Origin of the sequence: Streptomyces sp. NPDC015139 (assembly GCF_043079785.1) — a bacterium.
GTDB classification, from domain to species: domain Bacteria; phylum Actinomycetota; class Actinomycetes; order Streptomycetales; family Streptomycetaceae; genus Streptomyces; species Streptomyces albidocamelliae.
The window spans coordinates 37,186-52,599 of the sequence record NZ_JBIBUW010000016.1 but is presented as its reverse complement, the minus strand read 5'-3'; the positions used below and the strand labels follow the sequence as shown (position 1 = coordinate 52,599).

16 protein-coding genes are annotated in these 15,414 nt (G+C 72.8%); 10 read left to right on the top strand and 6 right to left on the bottom strand.

Features of this window, described 5'->3' with window-relative positions:
• Nucleotides 1-8: 8 nt before the first annotated feature.
• Complete coding sequence (locus ACF08B_RS32895) at nucleotides 9-758, bottom strand: anti-sigma factor domain-containing protein (protein WP_392320722.1); 750 nt, start codon at nucleotides 756-758, stop codon at nucleotides 9-11.
• Nucleotides 755-1,339: a sigma-70 family RNA polymerase sigma factor gene (locus ACF08B_RS32890; RefSeq protein WP_093480109.1), complete on the bottom strand. Its 585-nt coding sequence runs from the start codon at nucleotides 1,337-1,339 to the stop codon at nucleotides 755-757. The genes ACF08B_RS32895 and ACF08B_RS32890 overlap by 4 nt, the downstream gene beginning before the upstream one ends.
• A gap of 264 nt (nucleotides 1,340-1,603) precedes the next feature.
• Between ACF08B_RS32890 and ACF08B_RS32885 the strand changes: the two genes are divergently transcribed.
• A complete protein-coding gene (locus ACF08B_RS32885) occupies nucleotides 1,604-1,774 on the top strand; it encodes a DUF5670 family protein (RefSeq protein ID WP_073895967.1) in 171 nt (56 codons plus the stop codon).
• 346 nt (nucleotides 1,775-2,120) lie between these two features.
• Here ACF08B_RS32885 and ACF08B_RS32880 read toward each other — a convergent pair whose 3' ends face one another.
• The 3 genes from ACF08B_RS32880 to ACF08B_RS32870 all read right to left on the bottom strand — a co-directional run bounded on the left by ACF08B_RS32880 (nucleotide 2,121) and on the right by ACF08B_RS32870 (nucleotide 4,592).
• The gene (locus ACF08B_RS32880) at nucleotides 2,121-3,110 is read right to left on the bottom strand and encodes a glycosyltransferase (RefSeq protein ID WP_392320721.1); all 990 of its coding nucleotides are present in this window, start codon (nucleotides 3,108-3,110) and stop codon (nucleotides 2,121-2,123) included.
• 138 nt (nucleotides 3,111-3,248) lie between these two features.
• Complete coding sequence (locus tag ACF08B_RS32875; RefSeq protein WP_392320720.1) at nucleotides 3,249-4,187, bottom strand: M56 family metallopeptidase; 939 nt, start codon at nucleotides 4,185-4,187, stop codon at nucleotides 3,249-3,251.
• A gap of 15 nt (nucleotides 4,188-4,202) precedes the next feature.
• Entirely contained in the window at nucleotides 4,203-4,592 is a 390-nt protein-coding gene (locus tag ACF08B_RS32870) for a BlaI/MecI/CopY family transcriptional regulator (protein ID WP_392320719.1), read from the bottom strand.
• A 129-nt stretch (nucleotides 4,593-4,721) separates the two neighbouring features.
• Here ACF08B_RS32870 and ACF08B_RS32865 point away from each other — a divergent pair, with 129 nt between their 5' ends.
• The 7 genes from ACF08B_RS32865 to ACF08B_RS32835 all read left to right on the top strand — a co-directional run bounded on the left by ACF08B_RS32865 (nucleotide 4,722) and on the right by ACF08B_RS32835 (nucleotide 11,389).
• On the top strand, nucleotides 4,722-5,378 hold the full coding sequence (locus ACF08B_RS32865; RefSeq protein WP_392320718.1) for a DedA family protein: 657 nt from the start codon (nucleotides 4,722-4,724) through the stop codon (nucleotides 5,376-5,378).
• Nucleotides 5,375-6,592 carry a glycosyltransferase family 4 protein gene (locus ACF08B_RS32860; protein WP_392320717.1) on the top strand — a complete coding sequence of 406 codons (1,218 nt, stop codon included), beginning with the start codon at nucleotides 5,375-5,377 and terminating at the stop codon, nucleotides 6,590-6,592. Before ACF08B_RS32865 ends, ACF08B_RS32860 begins: the two co-directional genes overlap by 4 nt.
• A 102-nt stretch (nucleotides 6,593-6,694) precedes the next feature.
• Nucleotides 6,695-7,531: an undecaprenyl-diphosphate phosphatase gene (locus tag ACF08B_RS32855; RefSeq protein ID WP_392320716.1), complete on the top strand. Its 837-nt coding sequence runs from the start codon at nucleotides 6,695-6,697 to the stop codon at nucleotides 7,529-7,531.
• Entirely contained in the window at nucleotides 7,528-8,997 is a 1,470-nt protein-coding gene (locus ACF08B_RS32850; protein WP_392320715.1) for a glycosyltransferase family 39 protein, read from the top strand. Before ACF08B_RS32855 ends, ACF08B_RS32850 begins: the two co-directional genes overlap by 4 nt.
• 1 nt (nucleotide 8,998) lies before the next feature.
• Complete coding sequence (locus ACF08B_RS32845; protein ID WP_392320793.1) at nucleotides 8,999-9,211, top strand: Chromate resistance protein ChrB; 213 nt, start codon at nucleotides 8,999-9,001, stop codon at nucleotides 9,209-9,211.
• A 44-nt stretch (nucleotides 9,212-9,255) separates the two neighbouring features.
• Nucleotides 9,256-10,410 (top strand): MFS transporter, encoded by a 1,155-nt coding sequence (locus tag ACF08B_RS32840; protein WP_392320792.1) that lies wholly within the window; start codon nucleotides 9,256-9,258, stop codon nucleotides 10,408-10,410.
• Nucleotides 10,411-10,528: 118 nt separating this feature from the next.
• Entirely contained in the window at nucleotides 10,529-11,389 is an 861-nt protein-coding gene (locus ACF08B_RS32835) for an oxygenase MpaB family protein (protein ID WP_392320714.1), read from the top strand.
• A gap of 72 nt (nucleotides 11,390-11,461) precedes the next feature.
• Here the strand turns inward: ACF08B_RS32835 and ACF08B_RS32830 are convergent, their stop codons facing one another.
• On the bottom strand, nucleotides 11,462-11,974 hold the full coding sequence (locus tag ACF08B_RS32830; protein WP_392320713.1) for a GNAT family N-acetyltransferase: 513 nt from the start codon (nucleotides 11,972-11,974) through the stop codon (nucleotides 11,462-11,464).
• Between the two features lie 383 nt (nucleotides 11,975-12,357).
• On the opposite strand from ACF08B_RS32830, the gene ACF08B_RS32825 reads away from it, so the two are divergent.
• Nucleotides 12,358-13,830, top strand: a complete 1,473-nt coding sequence (locus tag ACF08B_RS32825) for an FG-GAP-like repeat-containing protein (RefSeq protein WP_392320712.1) — start codon at nucleotides 12,358-12,360, stop codon at nucleotides 13,828-13,830.
• 166 nt (nucleotides 13,831-13,996) lie between these two features.
• Entirely contained in the window at nucleotides 13,997-15,364 is a 1,368-nt protein-coding gene (locus ACF08B_RS32820) for an alkaline phosphatase PhoX (protein ID WP_392320711.1), read from the top strand.
• Nucleotides 15,365-15,414 lie beyond the last annotated feature (50 nt).

The window sequence follows — 15,414 nt, the reverse complement described above, 5'->3', positions numbered from 1 at the left end:
CCCGGTGGTCAGGCCGGCATCCGCAGCAGAGCGAGGGGTGCGGAGGTCGGCTGCTCGGACCCCCCGGCCGGCTCGACGGTGATGCCGACGCCCGAGGCCCGGCCGACCGCTCCCTCCATGAGGACGGCCTGACTGGTGCGGCCGGGGTTCATCAGCCCGGCCGAGCGCATCTTCTGGCCGTCGGCGAACCACAGTTGGTACACCTTGCCGTGCGGCGGGGCCGGCATGCGCGAGGCGACGAACACGGCCTCGTCGCGTCCGGCGGACACCACCAGCGTTCCCGCGCCTCCCGCCACCTTCGCCGAGCGGCTGCGGGCATCGGGAGCCGCCAGCACACGGGCCAGCTCGTCGGCGTGCCGCTGCGCCCGGACCACCTGCCGGTGCGCGTCCTGGGCGCGTTCGTACTGCCATACGGCGGTGCCACCGAACGCGACCGCGGCGGCGACGCTCGCGGCCAGCGCCCACCGGGCCGGCCCGCGCCACCGCGGCACCAGGCGGCGGACCTGCTCGGCCCGGGCGACGTCGGGGTGCACCTGGCGCACGGTGGTGACGCGGCCGAGAACCTGATCCCGCATGGCGCGGTGGACCGGTGTGGTGGCCGCCAGGGCCAGGCGTGCCGCTGTCGCGGTGAACTCGGCGATCTCCTGCTCGCAGGCCTCGCAGCCGGTGAGATGGTGCTCGAAGGCGGCGCGCTCGTCGTCGGGCAGCGCGTGCAGGGCGTACGCGCCGGTGAGACTGTGCAGATCGGTGACGCTCATGCGGTCACCCCCAGGCAGTCGCGGAGCCGGATGAGACCGTCCCGCAGGCGGGTCTTGACCGTGCCCAGCGGCAGCGCCAGCGCCTCGGCGACCTGCCGGTAGGTGAGCCCCTGGTAGTAGGCCAGGGTGACGGACTGGCGCTGCAGCTCGGTCAGGGTGCGCAGGCAGCGGCGTACCTGCTCCTGCTCCAGGCGGCTCTCGACCTGCTCGGTCACCTCGTCGTAAGCCGGTGTCCGCTCCAGCAGGGCGGCCTTGGTGTCGCGTGCGGCGGCGGCCTCGACCGAGCGGACCCGGTCCACCGCCCGCTGGTGCGCCACGGTCAGGATCCAGTTGATGGCCGACCCGCGCTCGGCTCGGTAGCGGGGAGCGGTGCGCCACACCTCGACCAGGACGTCCTGTGCGACCTCTTCCGACTGTGCCTGGTCGCGCAGGACCGCGCGGACGACTCCGAGGACGGAGCCGGCCACCGCGTCGTAGAGCGCGGCGAACGCCTCGTGGTCGCCCAGGGCCACCTCCCGCAGCAGTTGTTGCAGATCAGGCCCGGGAGAGGGCTTCCTGCCGATGAACACGGCTTCCTTCACAACGTTCCTCTCACGGGTGCGACAGGCCAGAACATGCCCGCGTAATCCGGTACCAGGCGCGGCCCGGATTGGTCCGTCGGGAATCGTCCTCCTGGCGCCGCGCCGGAGGAGGTCACATGGGTGCGGAGGTGTGGCACGCGGGATGCGGGAGAGAGGGGAACAGCGCGACCCACCCCCATGCCCCGCGTCCCGTGAAAATAACTCATATTTTGTGTGCTTGTAGGGGTGAAGTAAGGGCATTCGGTGGCCAGGAGGTTGATAACAATGGTTCCCCTGCTTCTGGTTCTTCTTCTGGCTCTGATCCTCTTCGGCGCGGGCTTCGCACTGAAGGCGCTGTGGTGGATCGCGGTGATCGTGCTGGTGCTGTGGCTGCTGGGCTTCGTGGTCCGGCCGGCCGGCAGTGGCGGCCGCAAGGGTCGCTGGTACCGCTGGTAGAGGCGGGCGCTCGGCACCGCAGCGCGCCGCGAGGGAAGTAGGAGTGAGGCCCGGCCGGACACGGCCGGGCCTCACTCGCGCGGAGATCCGGCACGGCGGAGACGGCTGGATGAAATCGGGCCTATGGGACGCACCGCGGGGTAGGCGAGCAGAGCGGCGGCCCCGTGGAATCAGCAGTGGAACCTGCGCCTCCAAGTTCTACGGGGCCGCTGCGCCGTCGGTTCCGGCGCACGGGCGGCACTCTCCCCCTCGCCGAGCACCTCGCGCTCGGGAGCGAGATCGTGCCATGAGTGGCGGGAACACGACACACGAGATGGGGGTCGCCCGCGGACCGCCGCCGCCACGATCAGCCGAAGACGGCCTTCTCCCACAGGGGGGCGACACGACTGCTCGAGTGGAGGGAGGCGTGCTCTCTGGCCGCCGCACCCATGCGGTCGCGGAGATCGGCGTCGTTCGCGAGGGCGTCCAGGCAGGTGTCCCACTCGTGAGCGCGGCGCACGAGGTATCCGGTGACTCCCTCACGGACATGGCGTGCGTAGGGGCCGACGGCGGAGGCGACCACCGGGATACCGAGGGCGGCGTACTCGAGGGTCCGCAGAGCGGACTTGCTGTGATTGAAGACGTGTTTCCGCAGCGGCGCGATGCCGATGTGGTAGTCGACCGCGCGGAGATAGGGCTCGACCCCTTTGATCCACGGGGTGAATCTGGTGCGTCCCTCGGGGGTGAGTCCGAGGTCGTAGTCGGCGCCCATGCAGTGCATCTCGGTGTGGGGATGCCGGAAGAAGAAGCCGCGGATCGGCTCGGCGTGATCCTCCCAGTCCATCGCGTGGGTACCGTCCCCGCCCCAGCCGACGGTGACGATCCCGTCCGTGCGCCGGGCCGGCCGGTGATCGAGCAGCCAGTCCGGTACCGCGTTGGGAATGACGTGAACGCGAGGGTTGATCGTCCTCACGCGGTCGGCGAGCGGCTCCGTGGTGACCGTGACCGCATGCGCGACCTCGATGTTCCGCCGCAGGTTCTCGCGGATGTCCTCGCGTTGCATGAGGCCGTGGAAGAAGGGCGAGGAACGATCGATGTTCCACAGATCGTCGTCGATCTCGAAGATCAGTCTGCGCCCCGCCGCCGCCATCTCCTGCCACAGCCGGCTGGCTCGGGGTTCGAGGATCCGCTGCCCGACGACGATCATGTCCGGGTTGTCGCGAAGCCAGTCGGCCGGAAGCGCCGTACCGCCGGCGGCGGCATGTCCGAGACCAGCGAGGCTCCTCATGGGGAGCTGCACCCGGTAGTACCCGCCGGCGCTGCCGTTCTCCCAGCCGAAGACTTCGCAGGAGGTCATAGGAACTGCTCCACGTGTCTGCTGGTGGGCGGCGGGCGCGGCCGAGGGCGCTGCCATCTATAGCAGCCCGCGTGAGCCCCGCGAAGAACCCGCCGGGTCACCCCCTGTCCTGTGTCGCGAAGCCCGTCGTCCAGCGGGCTACGACGCGCCCACGGCCTCCAGCAGGGCGTGCAGATCGTGGGCCGCCTCGGCGGTGGACAGGGTCGCGGCCGCCAGGATCACCACGGTCGCGGCGGCGAGCCAGGGGTGTCGGCCGAGGGGTGGAGCGAGCAGGGCGGCGACCCGGCGGGGCACGGGCCCGGCGCCGGCCAGCGGGCCGCGGCGGCCGAGGATGCCCATGGCGGCTCCGGGGGCGCGGGCCACCGTGTCGTGTGCGGCCAGCGCGGCCTTGCCCACGGTGCGGGCGACGCGGACGCGGTCGCCGGTGACCGTGCCCGCGTGTTCGTCGGCCCAGCGCTCGATGGTGTACGTGACGGCGGTGGCCAGCGGACGCAGCAGCGGGTTGGCGGCGGCGCCCAACTGGGCGAGCGCCACGAAGAGATAGTGGTGCGCGGCCAGGTGGGCGCGTTCGTGAGCGAGCAGAATGCCGCGCTCGGACGTGTTGAGGGTGTGGAGCATGCCGGTGGAGACGACGACACGCCCGGGCAGGCCGGGCAGCGCGTAGGCGTCCGGGGTCTCGTCCTCGACGATGACCAGGCCGTCGTCGGGCGCGGGCATGCATGCCGCCCGCAGCGCGGCGGTGGCCAGCGAGCGCGCGCGACGCCAGAGCATGCGTGCCGCGGTGACCGAGGCGCCGCCGAGCAGCAGGCCGGCGACCAGGGCGACGGACAGCTCGGTGGGGTCGTCGTGCTGCGCCGTGTGCACCGACCAGTGACCGAGTCCCGCGAGCGCCGGGATGCGGATGAGCCCCGTGATGGCGAGCAGTCCCAGCGAGATGGTGCTGGCCGTGGCGAGCACCAGGGCGGAAACGGTGAGCAGCCAGGTGGCCAGGCGGGGTTCGCACCGCTCGGAGAGTATCCGCGCGCCGAGCGGGGCGAGCAGCGGGAGCAGCAGCGGGAGGTAGACGGCGATGCGCATCCGGGTGGGCTCTTCCTACCGGTCGTCGTCCTGGTCGGGGCCGAGCAGCTGGCGGAGCAGGTCGGCGTCCGTGGCGGACAGGCTGTCGGCGAAGCGGGCGAGGACGGCCTCGCGGTCGGGTCGCTCCTCCAGGACGGTGCGCATGCGGCGGGCGGCGAAGCCGGGGTCGTCGGTGACGGGGGCGTACGCGTAGGCGCGGCCGCGCCGGGTGCGGTCGAGCAGCTGCTTGGCGTGCATCCGGGTGAGGATCGTCACCACGCTGCTGTAGGTCAGCTCACCGCCGAGACGCTCGGTCACCTCGCCGGGCGTCAGCGCGCCGTCGGCGCGCAGAAGCAGGTCGAGGACCTCCGCCTCTCGTTCGCCGTTGGCCCGTTTGGGGACTCGCTCGTGGGCATTCGGGGTCATGGGTTTGTCGATCCCTCCCTCATCTTCTACAGTCGTGTAGAACTTCTACGGCGGTGTAAAAGATGCCGCCTTCCGAGTGTGCCACGCGCTCAGGTCCGAAGGACAGCGCGGGCAGGAAAGGACCGCCGGGTGCCCCAGGCCCTGAACGTGCTCGACGCCACCTCGCTCCTCACGACCGTCGGGGCCGCGGGTGTCTTCCTGGTGCTGTTCGCCGAGACCGGGCTGCTCATCGGGTTCTTCCTGCCCGGCGACTCACTGCTGTTCACCGCGGGCCTGCTGTGCACCACCCGGTCCTCGGGCGTCCACCTGTCGCTGCCCGGCGTGCTCACCGCCGCCGTGGCCGGGGCACTGCTCGGCGCCCAGACCGGATACCTCATCGGCCGCCGCGCCGGACGGGCCCTGTTGGGCCGCAGCCGCAACCGGCATCTGCTGGACGGCGTGGCCAAGGCCGAGGCGCTGCTCACCCGGTACGGCCACGGCAAGGCGATCGTGCTGGCCCGGTTCATCCCGGTGGTACGGACCGTGCTCAACCCGCTGGCCGGCGTCGCGCAGGTGCCCGCGCGCACCTTCGCCCTCTGGCAGATCACCGGGGGACTGGTGTGGACGGTGGGCCTGGTGCTCGCCGGCTACGCCCTGGGGAACAGCGTCCCGAACGTCGATCACTACCTGCTGCCGCTGGTCGGCGCGCTGGTCGCCGTGTCCCTCCTGCCGCTGGCCCTGGAGATGCTCCGCTCCAGGCGCCGCGCCCACACGACCACGGAGCCGAACGGGGAGGAAGCGGCGTGAAGATCACGTTTTTGATCCACAACGTCTACGGGATAGGCGGCACCGTCCGCACCACGCTCAACCTGGCCGCCGCACTCGCGGGCCGGCACGACGTCACGATCGTCTCCATGCTGCGCCACCGCGCCCGCCCCCGCTTCGCCGTCGACCCCAGGGTGACGGTGGTGCCCCTGGTCGACACCCGCGAGCACGGCGCCGACGCGGCCGATCCGCTGCTGCACCAGCCGGCCGAGGTCTTCCCCGCTGCCGAGAAGCGCTACAAGCAGTACAGCCGCCTCACCGACCGGCGCGCCGAGGAGTACCTGCGGGCCTGCGAGGCGGACGTACTGATCGGAACCCGGCCCGGTGTCAACGTCTACCTGGCCCGCTTCGGCTCGCCGCGCGCCCTGCGCATCGCGCAGGAACACCTCACCCACGACTCCCACAGCAAGAGGCTGCGCGCCCACCTCGCGCGGCACTACCGCGACCTGGACGCGGTGGTCACCACCACGGAGGCCGACGCCGCCGTCTACCGGTCCCGGATGCCGCTGCCCGGCGTGCGGACCCTCGCCATCCCCAACTGCGTGCCCGACCCCGGCCTCCCGCCCGCCGAGGGCAGCGCCAAGGTGATCGCCGCGGCCGGACGGCTGGTGCCGGCCAAGCGGTTCGACCTGCTCGTCGAGGCCTTCGGCGAGGTCGCCGGGAAGTTCCCGGACTGGTCCCTGCGCATCTACGGCGCGGGCACCGACAAGGACCGGTTGCGGCGGCTGATCGACGAACAGGGACTGGACGGCCAGGCGGCCCTGATGGGAGTGGTCTCACCCATCGAGGACGAGTTCGCCCGGGCATCGATCGTGGCCTCCGCCTCCGACGCCGAGTCCTTCGGGATGACGCTGGTCGAGGCGATGCGGTGCGGTGTGCCGGTGGTCGCCACCGACTGCCCGCTCGGTCCCGCCGAGATCATCGAAGACGGCGTCGACGGCCGTCTGGTGCCCATGGGCGACAAGCAGGCGCTCGCGGCCGAGCTGTGCCACCTCATAGCCGACGAGTCCGGCCGCCGGCGCATGGGCGAGGCCGCCCGCACCGCCGCGCACCGCTTCGACCCGGCTCGTATCGCGGCCGTCTACGAGGAGCTGTTCGCCGAGCTCACCGCCACGTGCCGGTCCCGCGGCCGGCAGCGCAACAAGGCCCGCTGGCGCGCCCGGGCCGGCCGTGTCCTCCGCCGACTGCGCGGCTGATCACACCCCTGACGAGGGCGTCTGAACCGCGCACCGCTGGGTACGAGCCCCGTTCCGTGCCCTCCCGAGCAGCACATGTCCGCCCACCGCAGAAATGGTTCCATGAGCGCGATCAGCATCGGCCAGGCAGCCGTCCTGGGAATCGTCGAGGGAGTGACCGAGTTCCTCCCGGTCTCCTCCACCGGCCATCTGAAGATCACCGAGGGGCTGATGGGCATCCCGGTGGACGACGCGGCCGTGGTCGGGTTCACCGCGGTGATCCAGGTCGGCGCCATCGCCGCGGTGCTGGTGTACTTCTTCAAGGACATCGTGCGGATCGTCTCCGCCTGGGGCCGCGGCATCGTCGACCCCGAGCAGCGCCGGCGCCACGACTACAAGTTCGCCTGGTGGGTCGTCTACGCCACCCTGCCCGTCGTGGCCGTCGGGCTGGTGGCCAAGCCGCTCATCGACGGCCCGCTCGCCTCGCTGTGGGTGGTGGCCGGCTCGCTGATCGCCGGATCCGGTCTGATGTGGGTGGCGGACCGGCTGGGCCGGCACAAGCGCGGTGAGGACGACACCGGCCTCAAGGACGCGATGCTGGTCGGCTCCTCGCAGATCCTCGCGCTGCTCTTCCCCGGTTTCTCCCGCTCCGGGGCGACCATGTCCACCGGGCTCATCCTGGACCTCGACCGGGTGGCGGCCACCCGGCTGTCGTTCTTCCTCGGCATCCCGGCGCTGACCGGTGCCGGCCTGTACGAGCTCAAGGACGCGCTCGGCGCCGGAATGAGCCCACTGCCGGTCGCCGTGGGCACCGCCGTGTCCTTCGTCGTCGCCTACGCCTCCATCGCCTGGCTCCTGAAATTCGTCGCCCGGCACACCTTCAGCGCCTTCGTCGTCTACCGGATCGCCGTCGGCGCGCTGCTGCTCGGCCTGCTGGGAAGCGGGGTGCTCACCGCATGACCATCCTGGACACGCTCACCCGGCCGCGCCCCGCCGCCGGGGCCCGCCCGCCGCGCCCGGTCCCGTGGCTCGCGCTCGTCGCCGCCGCCTACGCCCTGGCCCAACTCGTCCTCGTGGTCCCGCACCTGGGGCTCGGCTGGGACGAGACCGTGTACCTCTCCCAGGTCGACCCACGCAACCCGGCCGCCTACTTCAGCGCCCCACGCTCGCGCGGCATCAGCTTCCTGGCGGCCCCTGTGCTGACCGTCACCGGCTCCACCACCGCGCTCCGGATCGTCCTGGCACTGCTGTCCGCGGCCGCCCTGTACGGCGCCTACCGCCTCTGGCAGCCGCTGACCGGCCCCAGGCGGACCGCGCTCGCCGCGCTGCTGTTCGCCGGTCTGTGGACCACCGTGCTGTACGGGCCGCAGGACATGCCCAACCTGTGGGTGGCCCTGTCCGCTGTGGCGGCGGTCGGCTGCCTCCTGCGCGCCGTACGCTCCTGGGCGCGCCGACGGTACCTGCTCGGCCTGGGCGCCATGGTCGCGACCGCCACCTGCTTCCGCTTCTCCGACGGCGTCTGGCTCGCCCTGCCCCTGCTCGCGGCCTGCGCGATCGTCCCCGCCCGGCGGCGCGCGGCACCCGCGCTCGCCGTGGCCGCCGGCCTCGCCGCGGGCAGCGCCCAGTGGGTCACGGAGGCATACGTACGCTGGGGCGGGATCGGCGCCCGGCTGCACGCCTCCAGCGCCACCGAGGGCGGCATGGGCACCCACTGGGCGGGCGGCCTGGCCTGGCGCAGCCTCAACGGCCCGTTGCTGTGCCGCCCGTGCACCGTGCCGCTCGGGCACCCCGAACTCACCCTGTGGTGGCTGGCCCTGCCCGCCCTCGCCCTCATCGCCTGCGCCGTGGCCTGGCGCACCGGGCGGCACCTCGCCGTGACCCTGCTGCCCGTCGCCTGCGCCGCCGCGCTGAGCATTCCGTACCTGCTGCTCATCGACTACTCCGCACCGCGCTTCCTGCTGCCGGCCTACGCCCTGCTCTCCCTGCCGCTCGCCACCCTGGCCGCACACGCGCTGCGCGCCGTCCGCCCGCCCCGCGCGCGCGGCCCGGTCGCGGCGGCGGCGGCCGTCCTGCTCGCCCTGCACCTGTCCGCGCAAGTCGAGGTCCTCGACCGCAACGCGGCCGACGCCCGCGCCACCGCCGACCAGTACCGCACCGCCGCGCACGACCTGCGTCGCCTCGGGCTCACCCCGCCGTGCGTGGTCAGCGGCAAACTCGCGCCGCCCGTCGGCTACTACGCGGGCTGCGCCTCGGCGAACGTCGGCGGCAACAACCGCAACACCAGCGCGCACGCCCTGCTGCACCGGGCCGCCCGCGTACCCGCCGCCGCCCTCACCAGGGCCCACTCCGGACCACCCCACTACGCCCGCCACTGGAAGAAGCACCGGCTTCCCGGCACCAAGCTGACGGCATACACACCTCGATGACCTGAAAGATGTCACCCTGGCCTCACTGGAGGAAGAGGAGCAGTCCATGGAGCGGCTGCGGCGCCGGCACCGCGACCTGACCGCACGCGACGTGTTCCGCGCACCCGAGGCGGCCGACGCCGGTGAACGGCTCAAGCAGTGCGCCGCCGCCTGCGAGGACTACGCGGAACGCGATCTCGCGGCCCTGCACCAGGTCCCGGAGCGCGAGCAGTGAGCGCCTCGGCCGGTGCGCGGGCCGCCGGTGCGCCGGCCCCGCAGATGTGGCCGCTGTACGCCGCCGGGTTCACCACGGCGTTCGGCGCGCACGGCATCGCCGCAAGCCTCGGCAGTGACGCCACCGACGCGGTCACCTCCCTGCTGGTGCTCGGCGGACTCCTCGCCCTGTACGACGGCGCCGAGGTCGTCCTCAAGCCGGTCTTCGGCACCCTCGCCGACCGCGTCGGGGCCCGCCCCGTCATGGTCGGCGGACTGATCGCCTTCGCCGTAGCCTCCGCGCTGTACGCCGTCGCCGACAGCCCCGGCTGGCTGTGGGCGGCCCGCCTCGGCCAGGGCGCCGCCGCCTCCGCGTTCTCGCCGTCCGCCTCCGCCCTGGTCGCCCGGCTCAACCCGGCCGCCAAGCACGGCCGGGCCTTCGGCAGCTACGGCTTCTACAAGTCGATCGGCTACACCCTCGGCCCCCTGCTCGGCGGCGTCCTGGTGTGGGCCGGCGGCCTGCGGCTGCTGTTCGCGATCCTGGCGGTGCTCGGCGCCGCGGTCGCCGTGTGGGCCGCGCTCGCCGTCCCCGTCGTACCCCCGCTGCCCAAGGCCCGGCAGACCGTGTTCGATCTGGCCCGCCGTCTGGCCGACACCTCCTTCCTCGCCCCCACCGCGGCCCTCGCCGCGGCGACCGCCGCCCTGTCGGTGGGGGTGGGGTTCCTGCCGGTCTCCGGTCGGGTCGCCGGTCTCGGCACCGTCGCCACCGGCGCCGCCGTCTCCGTGCTCGCCGCCTGCGCGGCACTGGTGCAGCCCCGCGCCGGGCGGGCGCTGGACGACGGACGACTCACCACCCGCACCGGCCTGGCCGCCGGACTGCTGACCACCTCCGTCGGCCTGGTCTGCGCCATGCTGCCCGGCCTGACCGGCGTGCTCCTGGCAGCCGCCCTGATCGGCGCCGGCACCGGGCTGATCACCCCGCTCGGCTTCGCCTCCCTGGCCACCGCCACCCCGGCCGCGCGGATCGGCCAGACCATGGGCGCGGCGGAACTCGGCCGCGAACTCGGTGACGCGGGCGGCCCGCTGCTGGTGGCCGCCGTAGCCGCGTCCACCACGCTCACCCACGGCTACGCGGTCCTAGCGGTCCTCCTGGCATCGGGCGCGGCACTCCAGCTGGCCCACCGCCGGACCACGGCGACGCCGTACAAGACGGAGACGTAGGGGGTATGGGCGTCAGGGGTACGGGTACGGGCGCCGCCCGGCCGCATACCCGGCCGGCTCGCCCGCTCCCCAGGACGCGCCCCGGCGCAGGACACTGTCAGCAGGACGGGAGGCCACCATGCTGACGGACATGCGTGAACACCTGGGCAGAGCCCTGTTCCACCGGGTCGCGGGCCCCGACGGGCCGGTGAACCGGGCCCGGATCCACGGCACCCCCGGAGCGCGCTGGTTCGGCCCCGACCGTCCGATCCGCACGGTCCACGGTGACGCGTCGATGTTCATCGGCGGGATCAGCGCCCTGCTGCTCCAGTCCCTGCACCCCCTCGCCATGGCCGCCGTCGCCGCCCACTCCGGCTACCGGGGCGACCCGTGGGGCCGACTGCAGCGCACCAGCACCTTCCTCGCCGTGACGACCTACGGCACCGCCGAGGACGCCCAGGGAGCGGTGGACCACGTCCGCGCCATCCACGATCGGATCCGCGGGCGGACGGGCGACGGATCGCCGTACCACGCGGCCGACGCCCACCTGCTCGGCTGGGTGCACGCCGCCCAGACGGAGAGTTTCCTGCGCGCCCACCAGCACTACGGGGCCCGCCCGCTCGACACCGCCGCCTGCGACGCCTACGTCGCCGACACCGCGCGGATCGCCGAGTCGCTCGGCGTGACCGACCCGCCCCGCGACCTCCGAGGCCTGAGGCACAGCCTCGCCGCCTACCGGCCCGAACTGCACGCCACCGGGGAGGCCCGAGCCGCGGCACGCTTCCTGCTGCTCCAGCCGCCGCTCCCCCTCATGGCCCGGCCGTTCTACGCCGGCCTGGCCGCCAACGCCGTCGCACTGCTCCCGTCCTGGGCCCGGAGCATGCTGCTGCTGCCCCGCATCCCCGTCCTCGAGGACCTCGCGGTACGCCCCGCCGGCCAGGCACTGACCAGAACCATCCGCTGGGCCATGACCCCGCCGCCGCAGCGCCACACCGACTGACCGGCGAACCCAGCCGCGGCCGCTGCCGCTGCCGCGCGGGTGTCCTCACGGACCCGCGCGGCAGCGGTGGGGTCAGATGCCGAACGGAGCGGCGTAGCGGACGGTTCCGCCGGGGAGCGGATGGCCGGCGTCGAGGCCGAGGGCCATCAGAGCCTCGTCGGGGACCTCGATGGTCAGGCCGATGCCGTGGGCGGAAGCGCGGGTGAAGCCGAACCGGGGGTAGTAGGCGGGATGCCCGAGCACGACCACATGGCGTTCGCCCGCCGACCTCGCCGCGGCCAGGGCGGCGCGGACGGCCGCCGCACCCGCGCCGGTGCGCTGATGCTCGGGCCGGACGGCGCACGGAGCCAGACACAGGGCGGGTACGTCGTCGATGTGGCAGCGGGTCAGCAGGGCGTGGCCCACCGGGCGGCCGGCCGCGTCCACGGCGACGAGTGAGAGACCTTCGATCCAGGCGGTCGGGTCGGCGCGCAGGGCGTCGACGAGATCGGCCTCCGCCGGGGTGGGGAAGGCGGCGAGGTTGATGTCGCGGACGGCGGCGATGTCGGCGCCGGTCTCGGCGCGCGTGGTCCAGGTGTTGCCCATGACGATCGGAGATCCGTTTCAGGAGATGTTCGTGTGGTTTCCCCGCGAGCTCACGCTCTCGGCGAGGGCGGACAGGATCAGGCCACGGCCCGGGACGCGAGGGAGACCCGGGCACGCACGGTGGCCTTCGACACGGTCATCAACCTCACCTCCCTGATCCTCGACTCCCGACCGAACACGAACCCCGCAACCATACCGGAAGCGGGCGGGCGAGAAGGCGCGGGCAGGACCGGATCGCCCACGCGGGAGACCTTCCCGAGGCGGCGATCGCCCCCTCGTTCATCCGCCGTTCACCGCACAACCATCCGTTCGTCCCGGGTGTCTCACCGTCGAAGCTCACCCGCGTACGCGCGCTTCGACATCTCGTGCTCCCAGGAGGAACCGTGGGCATCCGCAGGCCGGCCCTCGCCACCGCCGCAGTCGCCGCGCTGATCGGCGCGTTCACCGTGCCGCTCGCCGCCGGCACCGCATCCGCGGGGGAGGCGGCCGCCCCGGTGCGCGAGGACTTCAACGGCGACGGCTTCCAGGACCTGGCCGTCGCCGCGCCCGCCGCCACGGTGGGCGGCCACACCTGGGCCGGCTACATAGCGATCAGCTACGGCTCGGCGAACGGCCTCGGCCCGGCCCGTACCACGGTCATCACCCAGGACACCCCCGGTGTGCCCGGCACCTCCGCGGACAACAGCGGCTTCGGCTACGAGTTGTTCCCCCGCGACCTGGACGGCGACGGCATCACCGACCTCGCCGTCGCCACGCACGAGTACCAGCCGGCCGACAACATCGGCGGTTCGGTGATCATTCTCTGGGGCCGGACCACAGGGTTGTCCGGCACCGGCGCCGTCCGTGTTCCCGCACCCGCCAACGCGTTCGTCGGCGAGGACATCACCGCCGGCGACTTCGACGGCGACGGCCACCCGGACCTCTTCCTGAGCGACGCCGAGGACTACGACGTCCGGGCGGTGCTCTACGGTCCGTTCGACCGGGGCGGAGCACCGGCCCGTGAGCAACGGCTGACCGTGTTCAGCACGGACAACACGATCTGCTCCACCGCCGCGGGCGACTTCAACGGCGACGGCGTCGACGACCTCGCGACCTTCTACGTCTACGAGGACCACGCCGAGGGCGGCAAGCTGTGGCTCGGCACGGAACACGGCCTGTCCACCGTCCCACAACGGCTGAACTCCGCGAACGCCGCCGCCGTCGGCGACTTCGACAAGGACGGCTACGCCGATCTCGCCACCCGGGTCTACCCGAACGGCGAGACGTACCTGGAGGAGGACTCCGGGACGATCAGGATCTCCTACGGTTCGCCGACCGGGCCCAGCACGACCCGCACGAGGACCATCACCCAGGAGACCCCGGGCGTGCCCGGCGCGAGCGAGAAGGGCGACCAGTTCGGGGCGCGACTGAGCGCGGGCGACGCGAACGGCGACGGATACGCGGACCTCGCCGTGGGCGTCCCGGGCGAGGCGATCGGCACGGTGACGAAGGCCGGCTCGGTGGTGCTGCTCAAGGGCGGAAGGAGCGGGCTGACCGGCACGGGTGCGCAGGCGTTCCACCAGAACACCCCGGGTGTGCCGGGGGCGGTGGAGAAGGGCGACCTGTTCGGCGGTTCGGTACGGCTGCTGGACGTCACGGGCGACAGGAAGGCCGACCTGGCCGCGGGCGCGCCGGGCGAGAACCTGGGTACCGTCGTGAACGGCGGTGCTGTGTGGCTGCTGCGCGGCACGGCTTCCGGCCTCACGGCCGCCAAGGCCCTCGCTGAGAACCCGGTGGACCTCAGGGCGCCGTCCGCGAAAGCGGAGTTCGGCGAGAACCTGGGCGGGGACAACGGGCCGGTCCAGTTGATTCCGTAGGGCCGGTCGCGCACCGAGCGACAGCGCGCGGCGGGCCGCTCGGGCGATTGCCCGGTGCCCGCCCCGGTCCGTGACACACGCTACGCGCGTGGTTCCCGTGGTCCGTGGCAGATGGTAGACACGCAAGGTCACAGTTCCTGTCCGCCAGCAGGAAGGTTGCTGCCGCATGTCCGCAACACGACGTCAGGTCCTTGCCAGAACAGGGGCCTTGGGGGCGGGGATCGCCTTCACCGGCGCCCTGTCCGAGCTGTTCGCGGGTACCGCCGCCGCGCACGGCCTCGGCCACACCGGCTACGGCCCGCTCGTCCCCGATCCGAACGGCCTGCTCGATCTGCCGAAAGGATTCCGCTACCACGTGCTCTCCCGCGAGGGCGACCAACTCCGCTCGGGAGAGGGCCGCGTCCCCTCCCATCACGACGGCATGGCCGCGTTCGCCGGCGGCGGGGGCCGTACCCACCTCGTCCGCAACCATGAGAACCGCGTCACCGCGGCGATCGCGGTCCCCACGGTCGAAGGTCTCACCTACGACCCGGCCGGCAAGGGCGGCTGTACGGCTCTGACACTCGACGCGGATCGGCGCGTGCTGTCCGAACGGGTCGCCATCGCCGGGACGGCCGTCAACTGCGCCGGTGGACGCACCCCTTGGAACACCTGGCTCACCTGCGAGGAGACCGAGGACCGGGCGGGCACCAACGGCTACACCAAGGACCACGGCTTCATCTTCGAGGTCCATCCCACCGATCCGCTCCGCACCGGCGCCGTACCGCTCACGGCGATGGGCCGCTTCCAGCACGAGGCCATCGCCATCGACCCCCACAAGGGCGTGGTCTACGAGACGGAGGACGCTTTCGAGAAGCCCTTCGGCCTCTTCTACCGCTTCCTCCCCGACAGGCCGCTGGGCGGAGTCGGATCGCTCCGCGCGGGCGGCCGGCTCCAGGCGATGCGGGTGCCCGGCGTTCCGGACCTGTCGACGGTCCAGGAGACCGGCGCGCGCTTCGACGGCATCGAGTGGGTGGACGTCCCCGATCCGCTGGCCGCCTCCACCCCCACCCGGTTGCAGGACTACGGCCCCGGGGGCATCACCCACGCGCAGAAGCTGGAGGGCTGCTACTGGGGCCGCAGTTGCGTCTACTTCGTGTCGTCCTTCGCCCGCAGCGCGGACGGCTCCACCGCCGACCACTACGGGCAGATCTGGCGCTACGACCCGGCGCGCCGCCGACTGACCCTGGTCGTCGTGTTCGGCCCGGACACCGATGTGCAGCTGCCGGGGGAGTCCCCGGACAACATCTGCCTCGCCCCGGGGGGTGGCCTGATGGTCTGCGAGGACGGCAACGGTGCCCAGCACGTCTTCGGCGTGACCCGCAAGGGCGAGGTGTACGCGATGGCCCGGGGCCGCCAGAACATCGGGACCGCGGACAAGCCCGAGTGGGGCGAGTTCGCCGGCGTCACCTTCGCCCCGGACGGGCGGACGATGTACGTCAACTGCTACACGCCCGGCACCACGTTCGCGGTCACCGGTCCGTGGCGGAGGTAGACGCCGGACAGCCCTCGTGACGTCTCCTCGCGGCGGGGCGAGTGCAACTC